The organism is Stenotrophomonas sp. Steno-C15, assembly GCF_056393265.1.
Genome location: NZ_JBWJPF010000016.1, coordinates 22,876 through 42,595, shown reverse-complemented (window position 1 = coordinate 42,595; position 19,720 = coordinate 22,876). Strand labels below are relative to the sequence as shown.

Sequence of the window (19,720 nt, the reverse complement as noted above, 5' to 3'; positions counted from 1 at the left end):
GGAGCTCGAGCGGTCTCGATCATTGCGCACGCGGCGGCACTCCGGCCCGTCATGGCCGATGGCCTACAATCGGCACATGACTGATTCACCGTGTAATGGCGAACTGGACCTGGCGATCATCGGTGGTGGTGCGGCCGGGGTGCTGGTGGCGATCCAGGTGCTGCGCCAGGCCCGGTCGCCACTGGCGCTGGCCATCTTCGAACCCGCCTCGCAGCTGGCCCAGGGCATCGCCTATGCCACGCCGTGGCCGGAGCACCTGCTGAATGTGCCGGCGGCGAAAATGAGTGCGTTCGCCGAGCAGCCGGCTGACTTCCTCGATTACCTGATGGCCGTCAACGCCTACCCGGGCGAGACGCGCGAGGTGCTGGGCGAGCGTTATGTCGGCCGCCATCATTTCGCCGCGTACCTGCAGCAGCGTCTGCAGGAGGCGGTTGCGGCCAGCCCGGCGCAGCTGCAGGTGATCGCGCAGCCGGTGCGGGGCCTCGCTCCGGATGACTCCGGTTACCGCCTGCAGCTGGGCGATGGCCACACATGGCACGCCGCGCAGGGGGTGCTCGCCACCGGCAACAGCATGCGTCCGCTGCCGGTGGCCGGTGCCGATGGACTGCCTGCCGACACCGTGGTCGAAGCCTGGGACTACGACGGCGTGCGCGCGTTGGCAGGCGCGCACGCGCTGGCCATCGTCGGTTCCGGTCTGAGCATGGCTGATACGGTGCTGGCGCTGGTCGCGGCCGGTCACACCGGCCCGCTGCATGTGATTTCCCGTCACGGCCTGCTGCCGCTGCCGCACGCGCACGCGGGCCTGCCGGATTTCGACCCCGCCCCCCTGCTGCCGATGACGCTGCGCCAGCGCCTGCGCACGCTGCGCCGGCAGGTGCGCCGGGCCGAGGCGGATGGCCTGCCCTGGCAGGGCGTGATGGACCGCCTCCGTCCGCATGGGCAGGCGCTGTGGTGCAGCCTCGACGAGGCCGACCAGCGGCGGTTCCTGCGCCATGTGGTTCGCTACTGGGATGTACATCGCCATCGCATCGCCGAAGAGGTCGATGCACAGTTGCGCGCATTGCAGGCCAGCGGTCAGCTGCGCGTGCATCGCGCACGCCTGGATCGGGTCTGGCGTGAGGGCGATGCGCTGCAGCTGTCGGGCCACGATGTGGCCGGACACCCGCAGCAGTGGACGATCGGGGGTGTGATCAACGCCACCGGTGTGGAGACCCGCGCCACCGCGTTGCGCAATCCGTTGCTGCAGCAGCTTCAGGCCGATGGCCTGGCCCGTCCCGGGCCGCATGGGCTGGGCCTGGACAGCACGGTGCCCGGCGACCGCGTGCGCAGCGCCGGCGGCCAGCCGCAGGCGCGGCTGGGCGTACTTGGCAGCCTGCGCATCGGCAGCCTGTGGGAAAGCCTGGCGGTGCCTGAACTGCGCCAGCAGGCGCAGGCACTGGCCACCCAGGTGGTCGCAGGAGCCGCGACGGCGATGCCGTAAAATGGGGGCATGGATGTCTCCCACCTGCTTGATGGCCTGAACCCGGCCCAGCGCGAAGCCGTCTCCGCTCCCCCCGGCCACCACCTGGTGCTGGCCGGTGCCGGTTCCGGCAAGACCCGCGTACTTACCCACCGCATCGCCTGGCTGCATGAAGTCGAAGGCGTGCCGACCCATGGCATCTTCGCGGTGACCTTCACCAACAAGGCCGCCGGCGAGATGCGCCACCGCATCGACGCACAGCTGCCGCATGGCAGCCGTGGCATGTGGATCGGTACCTTCCACGGCCTGGCCAACCGCCTGCTGCGCCTGCACTGGCAGGACGCGAAGCTGCCCGAAGGTTTCCAGGTGATGGATTCGGACGACCAGCTGCGGCTGGTCAAGCGCGTGGTGCAGGCACTGGAGATCGACGACAGCAAGCATCCGCCCAAGCAGATCGCGTGGTGGATCAACGAACAGAAGGATGAAGGCCGCCGCCCGCAGCACATCCAGCCCGAGCCGCACGATGCGTGGCTGGAAACCATGCGCCAGGCCTACATCGAGTACCAGGCGCGCTGCGACCGTGCCGGCCTGGTCGACTTCGCCGAACTGCTGCTGCGCGCGCATGAGCTGCTGCGTGACAATCCCGGCCTGCTGGCGCACTACCGCGCCCGCTTCCGCGAGATCCTGGTGGACGAGTTCCAGGACACCAATGCCATCCAGTACGCCTTCGTGCGCGTGCTGGCGGGGGAGTCCGGCCATGTGTTCGTGGTCGGCGACGACGACCAGGCCATCTACGGCTGGCGCGGTGCCAAGGTGGAGAACGTGCAGGGCTTCCTGCGTGATTTCCCGGGCGCGCAGACCATCCGCCTGGAACAGAACTACCGCTCCACGGCCAACATCCTCGGTGCTGCCAACGCGGTGATCGCGCACAACCCCGATCGCATCGGCAAGCAGCTGTGGACCGACAGCGGTGACGGCGAGCCGATCGACCTGTACGCGGCGTACAACGAGATGGACGAGGCCCGCTACATCGTCGAACGTGCCCGCCAGTGGGTGCGCGATGGTGGCAGCTACACCGAAGTGGCCGTGCTCTACCGCAGCAATGCGCAGTCGCGTGCGCTGGAAGAAGCCCTGCTGAGCGAGCAGGTGCCGTACCGCGTGTACGGCGGCATGCGCTTCTTCGAACGCGCCGAGATCAAGGACGCGCTGGCCTACCTGCGCCTGCTCTCCAACCGCAACGACGATGCCGCCTTCGAGCGCGCGGTGAACACGCCGACCCGCGGCATCGGTGAACGCACTCTCGACGAAGTGCGGCGCGAAGCACGAGCGCAGGGCATTTCGCTGTGGGAAGCCACCATGCTGGTCACCCAGGGCAATGCGCTGGCCGCGCGTGCGCGCAACGCACTGGCGGGATTCCTGGTGCTGGTCAACGAACTGCAGGCGCAGACCCGGGACATGACCCTGGCCGAGCGCGTGGACCACGTGCTCTCGCGCTCGCAGCTGCGTGAGCACTGGAGCAAGGAAAGCCGCAATTCGCTCGACTCCGAATCGCGCACCGACAACCTCGACGAACTGGTCTCGGTCGCCTCGCGCTTCGTGCGGCGTGCCGATGACATCGAGGAAGTGGGCGAGGACATGGACGAGCTGGTGGCGTTCCTGGCCTACGCTGCGCTGGAGGCCGGCGAGGGCCAGGCGCAGGCCGGCGAGGACGGCGTGCAGCTGATGACCCTGCATTCGGCGAAGGGCCTGGAATTCCCCCTGGTGTTCCTGGCCGGCATGGAGGATGGCCTGTTCCCGAGCGCGCGTTCTCTGGAAGAAAGCGGCCGGCTGGAGGAAGAGCGGCGCCTGGCGTATGTGGGCATCACCCGGGCGCGGCAGAAGCTGGTGCTGTGCTACGCCGAATCACGCCGCATCCATGGCCAGGACAACTACAGCCTGCCTTCGCGATTCCTGCGTGAGATTCCACGCGGGCTGCTGCATGAAGTGCGGCCGAAGGTGCAGGTCTCGCGTCCCGCGTCGCTGGGCAGCAGCCGGGTGATGGGGCATGCCGCCATCGAGCTGCCGCCGATCAAGCTCGGCGCGCTGGTCAGCCATCCCAAGTTCGGCGAAGGCATGGTGACCGATTACGAAGGCAACGGCGCCCACGCCCGCGTGCAGGTCGAGTTCGCCGACGCCGGCAGCAAGTGGCTGGTGATGGCCTACGCCAACCTGACGGTGATCTGATTCCCGTCGGGGGGGCGGAGCCTTCCCGCAGGGAGGGCTCCGACCCCATCACGGGAACACCCAGCCGAGCATGGGCTCGGCTCTACAATAGGCGGCATCTCTTCCAGGAATGCCCCCATGACCGAGCCCACGCTGCATGTCACCGTGACCTTGAACGCCAGGCTGCAGCCTGAGCATCGCCACGAGCTGTTCGAGGATCCGCTCGACGCGCTGCTCCAGGCCGCCGAAGTGGGCGAAATCACCGGCGGCGGGACCGCCCTCTCCGATGACGGCGAGGTCGAGTACGGCGACATCGAGGTGGCGCTTCATGACGCGGCAGGTGTGCCGAAGTTGATCGATCTGCTGGAGCAGCTGGGTGCGCCGAAGGGATCGAAGGTGCAGGGCGCCGGGGACGGCGACCGCGGTTTCGGCGTCACCGAAGGCCTGGGCATCTATCTGGATGGCCAGAACCTGCCGGACGAGGTCTACGAACAATGCGATTCCAACCATGTGTTCGAACAGCTGTCCGAACGCATCGATGGCCTGGGCGAGATCTGCAGCTGGTGGCAGGGCCCGACCGAGACCGCGCTGTACATGTACGGCCAGTCGTTCGAGGCGATGCGTGATGCGATCGCCGGGTTCGTGGCCAGCTACCCGCTGTGCCAGAACGCACGCGTGGTGCAGATCGCCTGAGAGGGCCACCTGTAGAGCCGAGCCCACGCTCGGCTCATCCATCCGGAGCCGAGCATGGGCCCGGCTCTACAGGCGCCGGATTGATCCTGCTCAAAGCGCCACGTGCACATCGGGTGTGCAATGGTGGCGTTCCCATCCGGCGGATTGCCACGGAGCCCTACCATGTACACGCGCATCCTGATCGCCACCGACGGGTCCGAGCTGGCCGACAAGGGCCTGGCCAAGGGCCTGGAGCTGGCGAAGGACCTCAACGCCGAGGTCGACATCGTCACCGTTTCCGAGCCGTGGGCTGTCGGCATGTACGACGCCATGGGCTGGAGCGTGGGCTACATGAACAGCCCCGAGTACAAGGCCGATCGCGAGGAAGGCGCGCAGAAGGTACTGCAGCCTGCACTGGCCAAAGCCGCTGAGCAGGGCATCCAGGCCAACCCGGTGCATGTGCTGGACCGCTACGCGGCCGACGGCATCATCGAGACCGCTGCCGAGCGCAACAGCGACCTGATCGTGATGACCTCGCATGGCCGTCGTGGCGTGACCCGCGTGCTGCTGGGCAGCCAGACCGCCGAGGTGCTGGCACGCAGCACGCTTCCGGTGCTGGTCATCCGCTGAGGCACGTGTTCCCGGGGAGGGGACACCGACGCCGGCCGCAGGATGCGCGCCGGCGTCATCTTTTATGCAGCCGGGCTCGCTGGGGTCGGATCCTGCGGAAAGGGATCCGCCCCCTGTCACATCACCAGCTGTAGAGCTTCCAGTACACCGGCGAGACGCCGTCCTTGTCGGTGTCCATGCGGCCATCGCCGTTCTTGTCGTACATGTAGAACGGGGCACCCCGCGACGGCGTCACCTTGACCATGCGCAGCTGCCCGGCCACGCGGTACTCCTCGATGGTGTCGCCGTTGCTCATGGTGCGGCTGGAGACCTCGGCGCCCTTGACGTCGACCGGGGGCGCCCCGGCGCCACCCATGCTGGCGCAGCCGGCAAGCAGGAGCAGGGAGGCCAGCATCAGAGTCTTCATGGGCGGTGGTCCTTTGCCTGGAAAGAGATTCGATTATGCCCCATCGTCGGGCATGCGCCGTGTCGCCGCTGTGCAGGGACAGGCGCGTAGAATCGCTGCATGAGCAGATTAGTCCTGATCGACGGGTCCAGTTACCTGTACCGCGCGTTCCACGCGCTGCCGCCCCTGTCCAATGCACAGGGCGAGCCCACCGGCGCGCTGTTCGGCGTGGTCAACATGCTGCGCTCGACGCTGAAGGAGCGGCCGGCCTACGTCGCGTTCGTCGTCGATGCGCCCGGCAAGACCTTCCGTGATGACCTGTACGACCAGTACAAGGCCAACCGTCCCCCGATGCCCGACGAGCTGCGCAGCCAGGTCGAGCCGATGTGCCGCATCGTCGAAGCGCTGGGCATCAGCATCCTGCGCGTTCCGGGCGTGGAAGCCGACGATGTGATCGGCACGCTGGCCCTGCAGGGCCAGGCGCAGGACCTGAAGGTGACGATCTCCACCGGCGACAAGGACTTCGCCCAGCTGGTGCGGCCGGGCATCGAGCTGGTCAACACCATGACCGGCAGCCGCATGGATTCGGACGCGGCGGTGATGGAGAAGTTCGGTGTGCGCGCCGACCAGATCGTCGACCTGCTGGCGCTGATGGGCGACAGCGTCGACAACGTGCCGGGCGTGGAGAAGTGCGGGCCGAAGACCGCCGCCAAGTGGCTGGCGGAGTACCAGCACCTGGAGGGCGTGATGGCCGCCGCGCCGGCCATGAAGGGCAAGATCGGCGAGAACCTGCGTGCGGCGCTGGAGCGCCTGCCGCTGAACCGCGAACTGGTGACGATCCGCACCGACGTCGCACTGGAGGCCACCCCGACCACGCTGGCGCTGCGGGAACAGGACGTGCCGGCGCTGACCGAGCTGTACACGCGCTACGGGTTCACCCAGGCCCTGAAGGAACTGGGGGCGCCGCTGCCGGCACCGGCCGTGGCCAGCGAGGCGGCACCGAGCCTGCGTGGCACGGCGGCCGGCTTCGCCCGTGGCAGTGCGGAGGCACCGGCCGAGGGCACGCTGGATCCGGCACTGGCCGCGCCAGGTGAATACGAGACCGTGCTTACCAGCGAACAGCTGCAGGCCTGGGTGGAGCGGCTGCAGCAGGCCGACCTGATCAGCTTCGATACCGAAACCGACGCGCTGGATGCGATGCGCGCGCGCCTGGTCGGTGTCAGCCTGGCGGTCGAGCCGGGCAGGGCGGCCTACATCCCGGTGGGTCATGACTACCCCGGCGCACCGGCGCAGCTGCCGCTGCAGCAGGTGCTGGACGCGTTGCGCCCGGTACTGCAGGACCCGGCAAGGAAGAAGCTGGGCCAGCACGGCAAGTACGACCTGCATGTGCTGCGGCGCCACGGTGTCGAGGTGCAGGGTTACCACGACGACACCATGCTTGAGAGCTTCGTGCTCAATTCCACCGCCACCCGCCACGACATGGATTCGCTGGCCCTGCGTTACCTGGGCTACACCACCATCAAGTTCGAGGACGTGGCCGGCAAGGGCGCCAAGCAGATTCCGTTCTCGCAGGTGGGCATCGACGAGGCCAGCCGCTATGCGGCCGAGGACGCCGACATCACCCTGCGCCTGCACCGCGCGCTGCAACCGCAGCTGCTGGCCGAACCGGCCCTGGACAGCGTGTACCGCGACATCGAGATGCCACTGGTGCCGGTACTGGCCAGCATCGAGGCCAACGGTGTACGCATCGATGCCGACGAGCTGCGCCGGCAGAGCCAGGACCTGTCTTCGCGCATGCTGGCCGCGCAGCAGAAGGCCACCGAGCTGGCCGGGCGCAGTTTCAACCTGGATTCGCCGAAGCAGCTGCAGGCCGTGCTGTTCGACGAGCTGAAGCTGCCGGCGGTGGTGAAGACCCCGAAGGGCCAGCCCAGCACCAATGAAGAGGCGCTGGAGGCGATCGCCGACCAGCATGAGCTGCCGCGGGTGATCCTCGATTACCGTGGCCTGGCCAAGCTGCGCAGCACCTATACCGACAAGCTGCCGGAGATGGTCAACCCGGATACCGGCAGGGTGCACACCAGCTACCACCAGTCCGGCGCTGCCACCGGCCGCCTGTCCTCCTCCGACCCGAACCTGCAGAACATCCCGATCCGCACCGAAGATGGCCGCCGCATCCGCCGCGCCTTCGTCGCACCGGAAGGCTGCCAGCTGCTGGCCGCCGACTATTCACAGATCGAACTGCGGATCATGGCCCACCTGTCCGAAGACCCGGGCCTGGTGCGCGCCTTCGAGCAGGGCGCCGACGTGCACCGCGCCACCGCCGCAGAAGTGTTCGGCCGCACCCTGGACGAGGTGACGCCGAACGAGCGCCGCGCGGCCAAGGCGATCAATTTCGGCCTGATGTACGGCATGAGCGCCTTCGGCCTGGCCCGCAACCTGGGCATCGACCGGGGCCAGGCGCAGGATTATGTGGCGTTGTACTTCAGCCGTTACCCGGGCGTGCGTGACTTCATGGAGCGGATGCGCCAGCAGGCCCGTGACCAGGGCTATGTGGAGACGCTGTTCGGCCGCCGCCTGTATCTGAACGATATCCATGCACGCAACCAGGGCCTGCGTGCCGGTGCTGAACGCGCCGCGATCAACGCGCCGATGCAGGGCACCGCTGCCGACATCATCAAGCGCGCGATGGTGGATGTTGACCGCTGGCTGCGCGACAGCGGGGCCCCGGCGCGGATGATCCTGCAGGTGCACGATGAACTGGTGTTCGAAACCGAGACTGCGTTTGTCGAGGAGCTGCGGGAAAATGTGGTGCAGCGCATGTCGCAATCGGCACAGTTGCGCGTTCCTCTGGTGGTCGACACCGGCGTAGGTAACAACTGGGACGAGGCACACTGAGTCGCTTTCGGGCCTGAAACGACGTGAATTTGTTCATCTGGCCACAGTTTCTGACTCGGCCATGAATACTCGCCCCATTGCGGTTCATTAAATTGGCTCCCTTCACGAACCGTTAGTGTTCGGAGTGGTTCTATAGATCTCGACAGGCGCAATGCCTGTTGTGGATCTCTCCCATCCCCTGGAGCAGATCTCGGAACGGGGACTCCTCCCCAAGTGCCCGTTCCCCGGCCCCGTTGACCTCCCCCTGGTCAGCGGGGCTTTTTATTTGCGCCGCCGGCAGGCTGCCGGCTGCTAGGCTGGGCCACCGCCCAGCAGGGGAGCCCGCAATGCACGATCTGTTCGTACTGGCGATGCCGTGGTGGGAGTTCATCCTGCGCGCGGTGGTGGTCTACACCGTCGTGCTGGGCCTGGTGCGCCTCAGCGGCAAGCGCGCGCTGGGGCAGATCACCCCGTTCGACGTGCTGCTGATCGTGCTGCTGGGCAACGCGGTGCAGAACGCGCTGCTGGGCCAGGACACGTCCCTGGGCGGTGGCCTGCTGCTCGCCGCGACCCTGATCCTGCTCAACTACGGCGTGGGCTGGGTGACCACCCGCAACCGCCGCCTGGAGCGCCTGATCGAGGGGGAACCGGTGGTGATCGCCCGTGACGGCACCCTGTTGCGGGATGTTCTGCGCCGCGAACTGATCAGCCGGGCCGATTTCGATGCCGCCATGCGCCAGCAGGGCTGCCTGCGCATCGATGATGTGCAGGTGGCGCTGCTGGAAACCACCGGCCACATCACGATCATCGCCCGGCACACGGACGCGTAGGGCCGGCGGCATGTGTGCGGGGACGGCCACGCCGCCCCGCGAGATGCCTTAGAGCCAGTCGCGCGGGACCAGGTAATCGGCCAGCCGGGCTTCCGGACTGCCCGCCTCGGGGGTGAAGCCGTATTCCCAGCGCACCCGCGGCGGCAGGCTCATCAGGATGCTTTCGCTGCGGCCGCCGCTCTGCAGGCCGAACAGCGTGCCGCGGTCGTAGACCAGGTTGAATTCCACATATCGGCCCCGCCGGTACAGCTGGAATTCGCGCTCGCGCTCGCCATGGGCGATGTCCTTGCGCTGCTGCACGATCGGCAGATAGGCATCGAGGAAGCCGTCGCCGACCGCCCGCAGGTAGTCGAAGTCGCGTTCGAAATCGCCGTGCAGATCGTCGAAGAACAGGCCGCCGATGCCGCGCGTTTCGTTGCGGTGGCGCAGGAAGAAGTACTCGTCGCACCAGCGCTTGTGCGCGCTGTAGCGCTCTTCACCAAACGGCGCGCACAGGTCGTGGGCGACCTGGTGCCAATGGCGCACGTCCTCGTCGAAGGGATAGAAGGGGGTCAGATCGAAACCACCCCCGAACCAGCTGGCCACCACTTCGCCGTCGCGCTGCGCCTGGAAGAAGCGCACGTTGGCATGGGTGGTGGGCACATAGGGGTTGAGCGGGTGGAACACCAGCGATACGCCGGTGGCGCGCCAGGAGGCGCCGGCCAGCTCCGGGCGGTTGGCCGAGGCCGACGGCGGCAAGCGGCTGCCGGAGACATCCGAGAAGCCGATTCCGGCCTGTTCGAACACCGCGCCGTCGCGCAGCACGCGGGTACGGCCACCCCCGCCTTCAGCGCGCTGCCACAGGTCTTCCTGGAAGCGGGCCTGGCCGTCGGCCGCTTCGATCGCCGCACAGATGCGGTCCTGCAGGTCGGTCAGGTAGGCGCGCACGCGCTCGAATTCGTTCATGACGCGTACTTTACCGCAGTGCCTGCCGCACGCCGCGGGTGAGGGCAGGTCAGTGGAAGCAGGAGCGGATATCCGGCCGCAGCAGGCGCCAGGCCAGCCAGCCCTGCGCGACGAGCAGGGCGAAGGCGCCGCCGAACAAGGTCAGCGACATGAGGATGTGCTGGGTTCGCGCTTCGCGCAGTGTGTCTGGATCGACGATACGCCCGATGACGTCGGCGAGGACGCTGTCCAGCCACCCGGCGACGGCGAAGTTTGCCAGGGCCGAGAGCCACAGCAATGCCACGTAGCTCCACAGCCCCCAGCGACGTCGCCGGGCAAATCCCCAGCTGGAAAGCACGGCGGGGATCGCTGACAGCATCAGCCACAGGGTAGCGTCCACCGGCTTGCGCAGGATCCACAGCACGCTTGGCGGGAACTGCTGTTCAGTGGCCGACAGCAGCATCCACCGCCAGAACGGGCCGCCGGACAGCTGCCAGACCACCAGCGCCTGAATCGCCATGGCCACCACGAACGCTGCGCAGATCAGCAGCGACGCCAGGCCGAGCGGCCGCACGAAATCCTCCGGGTTGAGCGGCGTGGCAGGGCGGTGCCGGGGCGGTTGAAGCGACATCCGATGTCCTTGGCTGCAGTGGCGTCTTCAGCGGGTCGCCACCCGGGTGGCAACGGCCGGCAGGATATGGTGTTCGCTCAAGGGTGCCAAGCGCAGGCCATGGGGCGGGCGCAGCGGCACCCACGCCAGCTCGGCGATTTCCGCGCGTGCCTGCGGCGTGCCCTGTACCTGCACCCACCAGGCCTCGGCCTGTACGCGATGACCAGGCTCGTTCACCGCCCAGTCCTGGAAATGGCCCAGCGCCACGGTCGGGCCGGCGAGCAGGCGCACACCCAGCTCCTCGTCCAGTTCGCGGGCCAGCGTCTGCAGTGGCGTTTCGCCCGGTTCGGGCTTGCCTCCGGGCTGGATGAAGCGGTCGGCGCCGTGCTTGCGTACCACCAGCGCCCGGCCGTGGTCGTCGACGATGACCGCAGCCACGATGTGGATCGTGGCCGCGGCACTGCTCACTTCAGGTTCTGCTCGAACAGCTTGAGGATGCGCTTGTACTGGTCCAGCCAGGAGTCGGCGCGGACGTAGCCGTGGCGTTCCAGCGGGTACGGGGCGATCGACCAGTTGTCCTTGTGCAGCTCGATCAGGCGCTGGGTCAGGTTCACCGAGTCCTGGAAGAACACGTTGTCATCCATCATGCCGTGCGCGATCAGCAGGTTGTCCTGCAGGTTCTGCGCGTACTCGATCGGCGAGGACACCCGGTACGCCTCTGGATCGATGTCCGGCGTGTTGAGGATGTTGCTGGTATAGGCGTGGTTGTAGTTGTGCCAGTCCACCACCGGGCGCAGCGCGGCACCGGCCTTGAAGGTGCCCGGTGCGCGGAACAGCGCCATGAAGGTCATGAAGCCGCCGTAGGAGCCACCGTAGATGCCGGCGTGGTCACGGTCGCCCTGCTGGGTGTCCACCAGCCAGTCCAGGCCGTCCTTGTAGTCTTCCAGTTCCGGGTGGCCCATGTTGCGGTAGACGGCCGTGCGCCAGTCGCGGCCGTAGCCCTCGCTGCCGCGGTAGTCCATGTCCAGCACGATGTAGCCCTTCTGCACCAGCAGGTTGTGGAACATCTGCTCGCGGAAGTAGGCCGGGTAGCGCTGGTGCACGTTCTGCAGGTAGCCGGCACCGTGCACGAACATCACGATCGGGTACTTCCTGCCCGGCTCCTTGTGCTCGGGTTCGTAGTACTTGGCCCAGACCACGCCGGCGCCATGCCTGGACGGTACCGCCACCAGCTTCGGCTGGATCCACTGGCGCGCCTTGAAGTCGGCGCTGCGGGTATCGGTCAGCACGCGGGCCTGGCCGCCCGCGCTGGGCAGCACCGCCAGCTGCGGTGGCAGGTAGGCACCGGAGTAGCGCACCAGCAGCTGCTGGCCATCCGGCGACAGCGAGAAGTCTTCCACGCCGTTGAGGCTGGTCAGCTCGCGGACCTGACGGCTGCCGGTGTCGACCGCGCAGACTTCGTAATCGTGCGGGGCCTGCGGGTTGCACAGGAAGTAGAAGCCCTTGCCGTCGGCCGACAGCACGGGCGCGGAGGTCTCCCACTTGCCGCTGGTCAGCGCCTGCGGCCGGGCAGTGCCGGCCTGGGTGTACAGGTGCGAGAAGCCCGATTCCTCGGACAGCAGCCACAGCGTGCGGCCATCGGCCATCCAGCCGAAATCGTTGAAGCCCCAGTTGATCCACGCGTTGTCGGTCAGCCGGTGGCGGTTCTGCACGCGGCCGTCGCTGCCGATGCTGACGATCCAGCGGTCCTTGTTGTCGTTGGCGCGCAGCATCACCGCCGCCTGCTGGCCATCGGCGCTCCAGCGCATGCCGCCGCCCATGAAGTCGCTCATCACCTGCACGCTGCGTTCGCCCTTCAGCGCCTCCTTGCCGGCCTTGCGGCGCAGGTCGGCCAGCGGGTCGGTGGCGATGCCCGGCAGGCCGGACAGCGACAGCTTCTGCGCCTTGCCGCTGCGCACGTCCACGTACCACAGGGTGTGCGGCTCGTTGCCATTGCGACCGACGCGGGTGCGGGTGTCCTCGGTTTCCTCGTAACCGGATTCGGTCACGTACAGCGGCATCTTGCTGGTGCGGCCCTCGTCGAAGTCCTTCGGCGTGGTCACCACGATCAGGTGGCCCAGGTCCGGCGACAGCACGCTGTCGGCGATCTCCACGTCGGCGCCCAGGTATACCGGGCCCGGCGCGCGGGTCGGGTCGGCCTGGCGCCAGCGCTGGTCCTGGTCCTTCAATGCCTCGCGCTGCTCGCGGTCGCGACGCAGGGTTTCCAGGGTACGCAGCTGCTGGTCGCGCAGCAGGTCGTCCTTGGGCGCGCTGTTGGGGTCCTTGTCGGCCTTCAGGCTGGCAACCTGCTGCACGCCGCCGGCAGCGGTCCAGTGGAACCAGTTCTGGCCCACCCGCCAGATCACGCCGTTGTCGGCAGCGAAGTTCACCCCGCTGGCGCGCTCGTTGCTGCGCGTGAGCTGGGTGAGCGCGCCGCTGCGCAGGTCGCGCACGAACACGTCGCCGTTGCGGACGAAGGCGCTGCGGGTGCGGGTGCGGTCGTAGACCGGATCGGCCACGTCCAGGGTGCCGCGCTGGTCGTCAGCCACCTGGGCCGCAACACCACCGGCCACGGGCTGGCGGAAGGTGTCGCGCACCGGGCTGCCGTTGCGCTTGAGCTGGTACTCGACCTGCTGGCTGTTCCACGACCACCAGGCCTTCTCGACCGGCGGACCGATCCAGTCCGGATCCGCCATGGCCTGTTCGATGGTGATCGGCGTCGGCGCGGCATGGGCGGCCGGTGCGGCCAGCACGGCCGACAGCAGGAGGGACAGGGGCAGCACTCGGGACATGGGCGGACGGCACCAGAAAAGGAAACCGGGCAAGGGTAGCAGCCGTTCGCGCCGCAGGAGGGGGCCACAGGTCATGGCAGCGGGATCGGCAAAGCGGTGCAACCGGTGCCCGCCATCGCGCATCCATTCTCCTGAACCCGCATCATTCACCGCACAGGAGCACGACCATGCAGGAACTCATCCCGATCACCCTCTTCATCTGCATCGCCTACGCCATCCACGCCATCGCCGATGCGCGCGCGCGCAGCAAGCTGGTCGCACCGCACGTGCCCGAGGAGGTGATCCGCTCCCTGGCCGTGCTGGAGGAAGAGCGCCGCCGCCAGGGCGCGCTGCGCTGGGGCATCAGCCTGGTGTGCCTGGCCCTGGCCATGGGCCTGCTGGAAGTCCTGGGCGCCCGCGACCTCACCTTTGGCGCCGCTGCCGCCCTGGTGGGCAGTGCCGGCCTGGGCCAGCTGCTGGCCTGGCACTTCACCCGCCCCGCCGTGCGCAAGAGCTGAGCGCCGGCATGCCACACGCCCCGGGGGAGCGGTGCGCATGAGCCTGCTGGGCGAAGCCCTGTCCGCCCTGCGCGGCCGCCGCCGGCAGGACGCCGCGGCGGCCGCGGTCATCGAAGATGATGCGGCGCTGGTGCGGGCCATCATCGATGGCTCGCAACCGGCGTTCGCGCAGCTGGTGCAGGCCCATCAGCGCACGTGCGCGCATGTGATCGGGCGTATGGTGGGTGACCGCGATCAGGTCGCTGACCTGCTGCAGGAGACCTTCCTGGCGGTGTTCCGGCAACTGCACCGGTTCCGCTTCGAATCCTCGCTGCGGACCTGGATCTCACGGGTGGCCTACACCACCGCATTGCAGCACCTGCGTCGCCGGCGCCTGGAAGCGCAGTGGATGGTGGCGGTGGAGGTACCGGAGGATCTGGGCATCGGTGACGAGGGACCGGGCCCGGCCGAACTCAGCCAAGCGCTGCAGGCCGGCCGCCAGCTGGGTGCGGCGCTGGAGCGGTTGAGCCCGCCGCAGCGCCTGATCGTCGGCCTGCACTACCTGGAGGATTTCGACCTGGCAGAGATCGAGCAGGTGACCGGTCTTGCGCGCGGTACCATCAAGAGCCACCTGCACCGCGCGCGTCTGCTCCTGAAGCAGGAACTGACGCGGCATGCCACCGCCGGAGAACTGCTGTGAATCCACCGACCGATCCCCGCGATGCCGACGAGCGCGCGCTGGCGCAGGCGTTGCGTGAACAGGCACGGCAGGAACAGACCCCGGACGTGAGCGAGGCGTTGCAGACGCGTATTGCCAGTGAGTCGCGCGACAGTGGCGTGGGCTATGTGGTGGTGCAGGTGCTGCTGGTGGGCGCGCTGCTGGCGGCCGGTGCCTGGTACTTCTGGCCTTGAGGCTCTCGCCGGGCATGGCCCGGTGCTACCTGGGGATCAATGGGTAGCGCCGGGCCATGCCCGGCGGATCGGCGCCGGCAGGTCATGGGGCGCGGCCATGCCCGGCGGCTTCCCCTGCGACAGAGTGAAGCAGCGCGTCACCCGGTCGCATCCCGGCGTAACGAAATATTCCTAAAGTGGTCCGGTATCCCACCGGTCGCAGGCAGGAGGCGTCCCTTGGACGCGTTGTTGTTGTCCCGGATCCAGTTCGGATTCGTCATCAGTTTCCATGTGCTGTTCCCGGCCTTCACCATTGGCACGGCCAGCTGGCTGGCCTTCGTCGAATGGCGCTGGCTGCGTACCCGTCTCCCGGTCTGGCGGGAGCTGTACTTCTTCTGGCAGAAGATCTTCGCCGTATCGTTCGGCATGGGCGTGGTCAGCGGCATCGTCATGGCCTTCCAGTTCGGCACCCACTGGCCGCGCCTGAGCGAGGTGGCCGGTACCGTCATCGGCCCGCTGCTGACCTACGAGGTACTGACCGCGTTCTTCCTGGAAGCCAGCTTCCTGGGCGTGATGATGTTCGGCTGGGGCCGGGTTTCGCCGCGCCTGCATTTCCTGTCCACCTGCATGGTGGCGCTGGGCACGCTGTTCTCCACGTTCTGGATCCTGTCGTCCAACAGCTGGCTGCACACCCCGGCCGGCTACGAGATGGTCAATGGCATCGTGCATCCGGTGGACTGGTGGCAGGTGGTGTTCAACCCGTCGTTCCCGTACCGGCTGGCGCACATGGCGCTGGGCTCGTTCATCACCACCTGCTTCGTGATCGGCGGCGTGGGTGCGTGGTACCTGCGCAGGGGAACGCACGTGGAGGCGGGCCGACGCATGCTGATCGCGGCCGTGGCGTTTGCCGCGCTGACCGTGCCGGTGCAGATCTTCGTCGGCGACATGCATGGCCTGAACACCCTCAAGCACCAGCCGATGAAGATCGCGGCGGTGGAAGCGCACTGGCATGAATCCGGCGAAGGCGAGGGCGTGCCGCTGGTGGTATTCGCGCTGCCCAACGAAAAGGAAGAGCGCAACGACTTCGAAGTCGCCATTCCGAAGCTGGGCAGCGTGATCCTGACCCATTCGCTGGACGGCACCTTCGATCCGCTGACTTCGGTACCGGCCAGCGAACGGCCACCGGTGACGCCTGTGTTCTTCGCCTTCCGCATCATGGTTGGACTGGGCACGCTGATGCTGCTGCTGGCATGGGTGTCGGCGTTCCAGCTGTGGCGGAGGAAGCTGCTGGATTCGCCGTGGCTGCTGCGCGGCTGGAACTGGATGTTGCCGAGCGGCTTCATCGCGCTGCTCTCCGGCTGGTTCGTCACCGAGATGGGGCGGCAGCCGTGGGTGGTCTACGGCGTGCTGCGTACTGCCGATGCGGTCGGCCCGCAGAGCGCATGGATGACCGCGCTGTCGCTGGGGGTCTACGTCGTCGGCTACGCCTTCGTCTTCGGCTGGGGCATCTGGTACCTGGTGAAGATCCTGCGCCATGGACCGCAGCCCCACGACCAGGGGCCCTCGCTGGACCACGGCAGCCACACCCCGGCACGGCCGCTGTCCGCCGCCGACGAACCGCTGGAGGAGCGCTGACATGGACCTGGTGACCTGGCTGCCGGTGGCGTGGTTCGCGGTGATCGGCTTCGGCGTACTGATGTACGTGGTGCTGGACGGGTTCGTGCTGGGCATCGGCATCCTTGCGCCGTTCGCCGAGGACGAGGAGCAGCTCGACCTGATGATGAACACGGCTGCGCCCATCTGGGACGGCAACGAGACGTGGCTGGTGCTGGGCGGCGCCGGCCTGCTGGCGGCGTTCCCCAAGGCCTATGCAGTGCTGTTGTCGGCGCTGTATCTGCCGGTGCTGCTGCTGGTGGTGGCACTGGTGTTCCGCGGCGTGGCCTTCGAATTCCGTTTCAAGGCGCATCGCTCGCGGAGGCTGTGGAGCGTGGCGTTCGCGCTCGGCTCGCTGCTGGCCACGTTCGCCCAGGGCGTGATCCTGGGCGCGCTGGTGCAGGGGCTGCCCCTGGTGGACGGGGTCTACCACGGCGGTGCGTTTGCCTGGTTCAGCCCGTTTGCGATGCTCACCGGCGCGGCGCTGGTCGCCGGTTACGCATTGCTGGGCAGCACCTGGCTGATCCTGAAGACGGAAGGGCGCGTGCAGGCGCTGGCGCGGCAGCTGACACGGCCGCTGGTGGTGGCGGTGATCGCAGCGATGGGCCTGGTCAGCAGCTGGCTGCCGTTCCTGGACTCGCGGTTGATGGCGCGCTGGTTCAGTGACGGCAACTTCTGGTGGCTGTCACCGGTGCCGTTGCTGACCCTGGCGGTGGCCGCTGCGCTGTGGCGCAGCGCCACGCATCCACGCCGCGACCTGCCGCCGTTCCTGCTCAGCCTGGCGCTGTTCATTCTCGGCTTCCTGGGCCTGGTGCTGGGCATGTGGCCGTACCTGCTGCCGCCCTCGATGACGTTGTGGCAGGCAGCCGCACCGGCGTCCTCGCTCGGCTTCACCCTGGTCGGGCTGGTCATTCTGCTGCCGGTCATCCTCGGCTATACGGCGTGGTCGTACCGGGTATTCCGCGGCAAAGTGCAGGCCGGAGCCGGTTACCACTGAGCAATGGCGTGCGGGGCCACAGGTGCCGGCCCCGTGTTGTGCAATGTGAAACCTGCACACCCTGCGCAGGACGTGCTAGCGTGCGCTCCTTTCCGGCCGCCAGGGGGGCAGCCGGCGACGTCCTGGACGGACGCACGGCTGCAGGGACGGGGGGCCGCCGCGCGTCGCCATAATGGCTCGTGCCATCGTTCTCCTGATGAAGCACCATCGCTAGATGATCGAATTCTCCATCGTCGACTGGGCTGCCTGGGCACCTGGCCTGAGCGAGCGCAGCCAGTGGCTGAGCTGGGCTGACGCACCCTTCCTGCCACAGGGCGAGGGCACGCCGGCGCTGTCCGAGGTGCCCGCGATGCAGCGCCGCCGCATCGAGCGGCTGGGGCGGATGGCGATCCAGACGGCCTGCTGGTGCGAGGATGGCCAAGGGGCCGACAGCCAGGTACCGCTGGTGTTTGCCAGCCGCCATGGTGATGTGGCGCGCTCGATGGACCTGCTCGGGGCGCTGGTGAACGAGCAGCCCCTGTCGCCCACCGGATTCGGCCTGTCGGTCCATAACGCGATCGCTGCGCTGTACTCGATCGCTCGTGGCCATCGCGGCAACTATCTGGCGCTGGCTGCCGGCCAGGCGACGGTGGAGGCCGCCTGCCTGGAGGCCGCCGGTCTGCTGGCCGATGGCGCCCGCGAAGTGCGGGTGGTGGTCTACGAGTCGCCGTTGCCCGAAGTTTACGCGACGTTCGCCGACGAACCCGATCCGTTCTTCGCTTGGTGCTGGCGTGTGGTGGCGCCGACACAGGCGCTGCCGACGCTGTCGCTGCAGTGGGATGACGCGCCGGCCCCGGTTACCGCCGCGCCCGGCCTGTTGCCGCACGCGTTGGACCTGCACCGCTTCCTGCTCGCGGGCGCGCCGGCGCTGGAACACGTTGCCAATGGCCAGCGCTGGCGCTGGAGCCGCCGTGGCTGAGGCGCTGCGCCGCCTCGATCTTGCCTGGCGGGTGGTGGGCACCGGCCTGAGTTTTGCTGCGTTCGGCATCGGGGGCCTGCTGCTGGGCGCCGTGGTGATGCCGGTCCTGCTGCTGATGCGTGATCCGGTGGCCCGCCGCCGTCGCGCCCGCCGCGTAGTGCAGGTGGCGTTCGCCAGCCACCTGCGGCTGATGCGCGGGCTCGGGGTGATGACCTATGAGATCGAAGGGCGCGAGCGCCTGCAGCGCGACGGCCTGCTGGTCCTGGCCAACCACCCCACCCTGATCGACGTGGTCTGCCTGGTCTCGCTGCTGCCCAATGCCGACTGCGTGGTCAAACGGGCGGTGGCCCGCAACCCGTTCATGCGGGGCCCGGTCCGGGCCGCCGGCTACATTTCCAATGACGACGGGGCCGGCCTGGTCGATGACTGCGTGGCCGCGGTACGGGCCGGCGGCAGCCTGGTCATCTTCCCGGAAGGGACCCGCAGCGTGCCCGGCCAGTCGCCGAGGCTTCAGCGTGGGGCCGCCAATATCGCCGTCCGCGGCCGGCTGGACATCACGCCGGTGCGGATCACCTGTACCCCGCCAACCCTGAGCAAAGGGCAGAAATGGTATCGTGTGCCCTCACGTCGCTTTCACGTTCGGCTGCAGATCGGCGAAGATATCCCGATCGCGCCATTCCTGGCCGAAGACGACGCGCCAAGGGGGGATGCCTTGGCAGCACGCCGCGTCACCGAGCACCTTTCTCGTTATTTCGACCTGTCTGGAGATTCGACCCGTGCAAGCACTTGAGCACGAGATCAAGGAATTGATCATTTCCTCGCTTTCACTGGAGGACATCACGCCGGAGGACATCGATCCGACCGCGCCGCTGTTCGTCGAGGGCCTGGGCCTGGATTCGATCGACGCTCTGGAACTGGGCCTGGCGCTGCAGAAGAAGTACGGTGTGAGCCTGTCGTCCGACTCGGAAGAGACCCGGCGCCATTTCTCCAGCGTGCGCGCGCTCGGCGAGTTCGTCGCCGCCCGCCAGTCGTAACGGCGCCAGGAGCTGCCATGACCAAGAATGAACTGTTCGAACGCATCGTCAACATCCTGACCGACAGCTTCGAGATCGAACCGGCCCGGATCACCCCCGAGGCACGTCTCTATGACGACCTGGACATCGACAGCATCGATGCGGTCGACCTGATCGTGCAGCTCAAGCCGCTGCTCGGCCGCAACCTGCAGCCGGAAGCGTTCAAGGCCGTGCGCACCGTGCAGGACATCGTGGATGTCGTGCACCGGCTGCTGCCGGACCAGGCAGCAGCCTGACCGCAGCGCGGGCGGCTCC

At 67.9% G+C, this 19,720-nt stretch carries 20 protein-coding genes; 15 read left to right on the top strand and 5 right to left on the bottom strand.

The window, feature by feature from the left end:
* Positions 1–58 precede the first annotated feature (58 nt).
* From AC06FB_RS13070 to AC06FB_RS13055, 4 genes are all read left to right on the top strand, one after another.
* Entirely contained in the window at positions 59–1,480 is a 1,422-nt protein-coding gene (locus tag AC06FB_RS13070; protein WP_461289267.1) for an FAD/NAD(P)-binding protein, read from the top strand.
* A 9-nt stretch (positions 1,481–1,489) separates the two neighbouring features.
* The gene (uvrD, locus tag AC06FB_RS13065) at positions 1,490–3,682 is read left to right on the top strand and encodes a DNA helicase II (RefSeq protein ID WP_074900176.1); all 2,193 of its coding nucleotides are present in this window, start codon (positions 1,490–1,492) and stop codon (positions 3,680–3,682) included.
* Between the two features lie 117 nt (positions 3,683–3,799).
* Positions 3,800–4,354: a hypothetical protein gene (locus tag AC06FB_RS13060; protein ID WP_049433087.1), complete on the top strand. Its 555-nt coding sequence runs from the start codon at positions 3,800–3,802 to the stop codon at positions 4,352–4,354.
* 162 nt (positions 4,355–4,516) lie between these two features.
* Positions 4,517–4,963: a universal stress protein gene (locus AC06FB_RS13055; RefSeq protein ID WP_049433086.1), complete on the top strand. Its 447-nt coding sequence runs from the start codon at positions 4,517–4,519 to the stop codon at positions 4,961–4,963.
* Between the two features lie 121 nt (positions 4,964–5,084).
* Here AC06FB_RS13055 and AC06FB_RS13050 read toward each other — a convergent pair whose 3' ends face one another.
* Entirely contained in the window at positions 5,085–5,369 is a 285-nt protein-coding gene (locus AC06FB_RS13050; protein WP_053519930.1) for a DUF2782 domain-containing protein, read from the bottom strand.
* A gap of 99 nt (positions 5,370–5,468) precedes the next feature.
* Here AC06FB_RS13050 and polA point away from each other — a divergent pair, with 99 nt between their 5' ends.
* Positions 5,469–8,243 carry a DNA polymerase I gene (gene polA / locus AC06FB_RS13045; protein ID WP_322523107.1) on the top strand — a complete coding sequence of 925 codons (2,775 nt, stop codon included), beginning with the start codon at positions 5,469–5,471 and terminating at the stop codon, positions 8,241–8,243.
* Between the two features lie 326 nt (positions 8,244–8,569).
* Positions 8,570–9,052, top strand: coding sequence for a DUF421 domain-containing protein (locus tag AC06FB_RS13040; protein ID WP_253119104.1), 483 nt, complete (start codon positions 8,570–8,572; stop codon positions 9,050–9,052).
* 48 nt (positions 9,053–9,100) lie between these two features.
* Here the strand turns inward: AC06FB_RS13040 and hemF are convergent, their stop codons facing one another.
* From hemF to AC06FB_RS13020, 4 genes are read right to left on the bottom strand one after another with little or no spacing between them, the layout of a single operon-like run.
* Positions 9,101–9,997, bottom strand: a complete 897-nt coding sequence (gene hemF, locus AC06FB_RS13035; RefSeq protein WP_053519927.1) for an oxygen-dependent coproporphyrinogen oxidase — start codon at positions 9,995–9,997, stop codon at positions 9,101–9,103.
* 49 nt (positions 9,998–10,046) lie between these two features.
* A complete protein-coding gene (locus AC06FB_RS13030) occupies positions 10,047–10,607 on the bottom strand; it encodes a hypothetical protein (RefSeq protein WP_253119106.1) in 561 nt (186 codons plus the stop codon).
* Between the two features lie 27 nt (positions 10,608–10,634).
* Entirely contained in the window at positions 10,635–11,054 is a 420-nt protein-coding gene (locus AC06FB_RS13025) for an NUDIX hydrolase (protein ID WP_111187186.1), read from the bottom strand.
* Positions 11,051–13,417 carry a S9 family peptidase gene (locus AC06FB_RS13020; RefSeq protein WP_128987636.1) on the bottom strand — a complete coding sequence of 789 codons (2,367 nt, stop codon included), beginning with the start codon at positions 13,415–13,417 and terminating at the stop codon, positions 11,051–11,053. The genes AC06FB_RS13025 and AC06FB_RS13020 overlap by 4 nt, the downstream gene beginning before the upstream one ends.
* Before the next feature lie 167 nt (positions 13,418–13,584).
* Between AC06FB_RS13020 and AC06FB_RS13015 the strand changes: the two genes are divergently transcribed.
* The 9 genes from AC06FB_RS13015 to AC06FB_RS12975 all read left to right on the top strand — a co-directional run bounded on the left by AC06FB_RS13015 (position 13,585) and on the right by AC06FB_RS12975 (position 19,701).
* Entirely contained in the window at positions 13,585–13,914 is a 330-nt protein-coding gene (locus AC06FB_RS13015; protein WP_053519923.1) for a hypothetical protein, read from the top strand.
* A 37-nt stretch (positions 13,915–13,951) separates the two neighbouring features.
* Complete coding sequence (locus AC06FB_RS13010; RefSeq protein ID WP_053519922.1) at positions 13,952–14,593, top strand: RNA polymerase sigma factor; 642 nt, start codon at positions 13,952–13,954, stop codon at positions 14,591–14,593.
* Positions 14,590–14,805: a hypothetical protein gene (locus tag AC06FB_RS13005; RefSeq protein ID WP_053519921.1), complete on the top strand. Its 216-nt coding sequence runs from the start codon at positions 14,590–14,592 to the stop codon at positions 14,803–14,805. The genes AC06FB_RS13010 and AC06FB_RS13005 overlap by 4 nt, the downstream gene beginning before the upstream one ends.
* Before the next feature lie 216 nt (positions 14,806–15,021).
* Positions 15,022–16,419 (top strand): cytochrome ubiquinol oxidase subunit I, encoded by a 1,398-nt coding sequence (locus AC06FB_RS13000; RefSeq protein WP_053518068.1) that lies wholly within the window; start codon positions 15,022–15,024, stop codon positions 16,417–16,419.
* Position 16,420: 1 nt separating this feature from the next.
* Positions 16,421–17,434, top strand: a complete 1,014-nt coding sequence (gene cydB / locus AC06FB_RS12995) for a cytochrome d ubiquinol oxidase subunit II (RefSeq protein WP_065174269.1) — start codon at positions 16,421–16,423, stop codon at positions 17,432–17,434.
* A 214-nt stretch (positions 17,435–17,648) separates the two neighbouring features.
* Entirely contained in the window at positions 17,649–18,392 is a 744-nt protein-coding gene (locus AC06FB_RS12990) for a beta-ketoacyl synthase chain length factor (protein ID WP_263176394.1), read from the top strand.
* Complete coding sequence (locus AC06FB_RS12985; protein ID WP_053518128.1) at positions 18,385–19,182, top strand: lysophospholipid acyltransferase family protein; 798 nt, start codon at positions 18,385–18,387, stop codon at positions 19,180–19,182. Before AC06FB_RS12990 ends, AC06FB_RS12985 begins: the two co-directional genes overlap by 8 nt.
* Positions 19,169–19,426 carry a phosphopantetheine-binding protein gene (locus tag AC06FB_RS12980; RefSeq protein ID WP_053518072.1) on the top strand — a complete coding sequence of 86 codons (258 nt, stop codon included), beginning with the start codon at positions 19,169–19,171 and terminating at the stop codon, positions 19,424–19,426. Before AC06FB_RS12985 ends, AC06FB_RS12980 begins: the two co-directional genes overlap by 14 nt.
* A 17-nt stretch (positions 19,427–19,443) precedes the next feature.
* Entirely contained in the window at positions 19,444–19,701 is a 258-nt protein-coding gene (locus AC06FB_RS12975; RefSeq protein WP_053518073.1) for an acyl carrier protein, read from the top strand.
* Positions 19,702–19,720: the final 19 nt, after the last annotated feature.

Coding starts and splice junctions, on each gene's coding strand:
- AC06FB_RS13070 (WP_461289267.1), top strand. CDS start 59: ATGGCCTACAATCGGCACATGACTGATTCACCGTGTAATGGCGAACTG.
- uvrD (WP_074900176.1), top strand. CDS start 1,490: ATGGATGTCTCCCACCTGCTTGATGGCCTGAACCCGGCCCAGCGCGAA.
- AC06FB_RS13060 (WP_049433087.1), top strand. CDS start 3,800: ATGACCGAGCCCACGCTGCATGTCACCGTGACCTTGAACGCCAGGCTG.
- AC06FB_RS13055 (WP_049433086.1), top strand. CDS start 4,517: ATGTACACGCGCATCCTGATCGCCACCGACGGGTCCGAGCTGGCCGAC.
- AC06FB_RS13050 (WP_053519930.1), bottom strand. CDS start 5,369: ATGAAGACTCTGATGCTGGCCTCCCTGCTCCTGCTTGCCGGCTGCGCC.
- polA (WP_322523107.1), top strand. CDS start 5,469: ATGAGCAGATTAGTCCTGATCGACGGGTCCAGTTACCTGTACCGCGCG.
- AC06FB_RS13040 (WP_253119104.1), top strand. CDS start 8,570: ATGCACGATCTGTTCGTACTGGCGATGCCGTGGTGGGAGTTCATCCTG.
- hemF (WP_053519927.1), bottom strand. CDS start 9,997: ATGAACGAATTCGAGCGCGTGCGCGCCTACCTGACCGACCTGCAGGAC.
- AC06FB_RS13030 (WP_253119106.1), bottom strand. CDS start 10,607: ATGTCGCTTCAACCGCCCCGGCACCGCCCTGCCACGCCGCTCAACCCG.
- AC06FB_RS13020 (WP_128987636.1), bottom strand. CDS start 13,417: ATGTCCCGAGTGCTGCCCCTGTCCCTCCTGCTGTCGGCCGTGCTGGCC.
- AC06FB_RS13015 (WP_053519923.1), top strand. CDS start 13,585: ATGCAGGAACTCATCCCGATCACCCTCTTCATCTGCATCGCCTACGCC.
- AC06FB_RS13010 (WP_053519922.1), top strand. CDS start 13,952: ATGAGCCTGCTGGGCGAAGCCCTGTCCGCCCTGCGCGGCCGCCGCCGG.
- cydB (WP_065174269.1), top strand. CDS start 16,421: ATGGACCTGGTGACCTGGCTGCCGGTGGCGTGGTTCGCGGTGATCGGC.
- AC06FB_RS12990 (WP_263176394.1), top strand. CDS start 17,649: ATGATCGAATTCTCCATCGTCGACTGGGCTGCCTGGGCACCTGGCCTG.
- AC06FB_RS12975 (WP_053518073.1), top strand. CDS start 19,444: ATGACCAAGAATGAACTGTTCGAACGCATCGTCAACATCCTGACCGAC.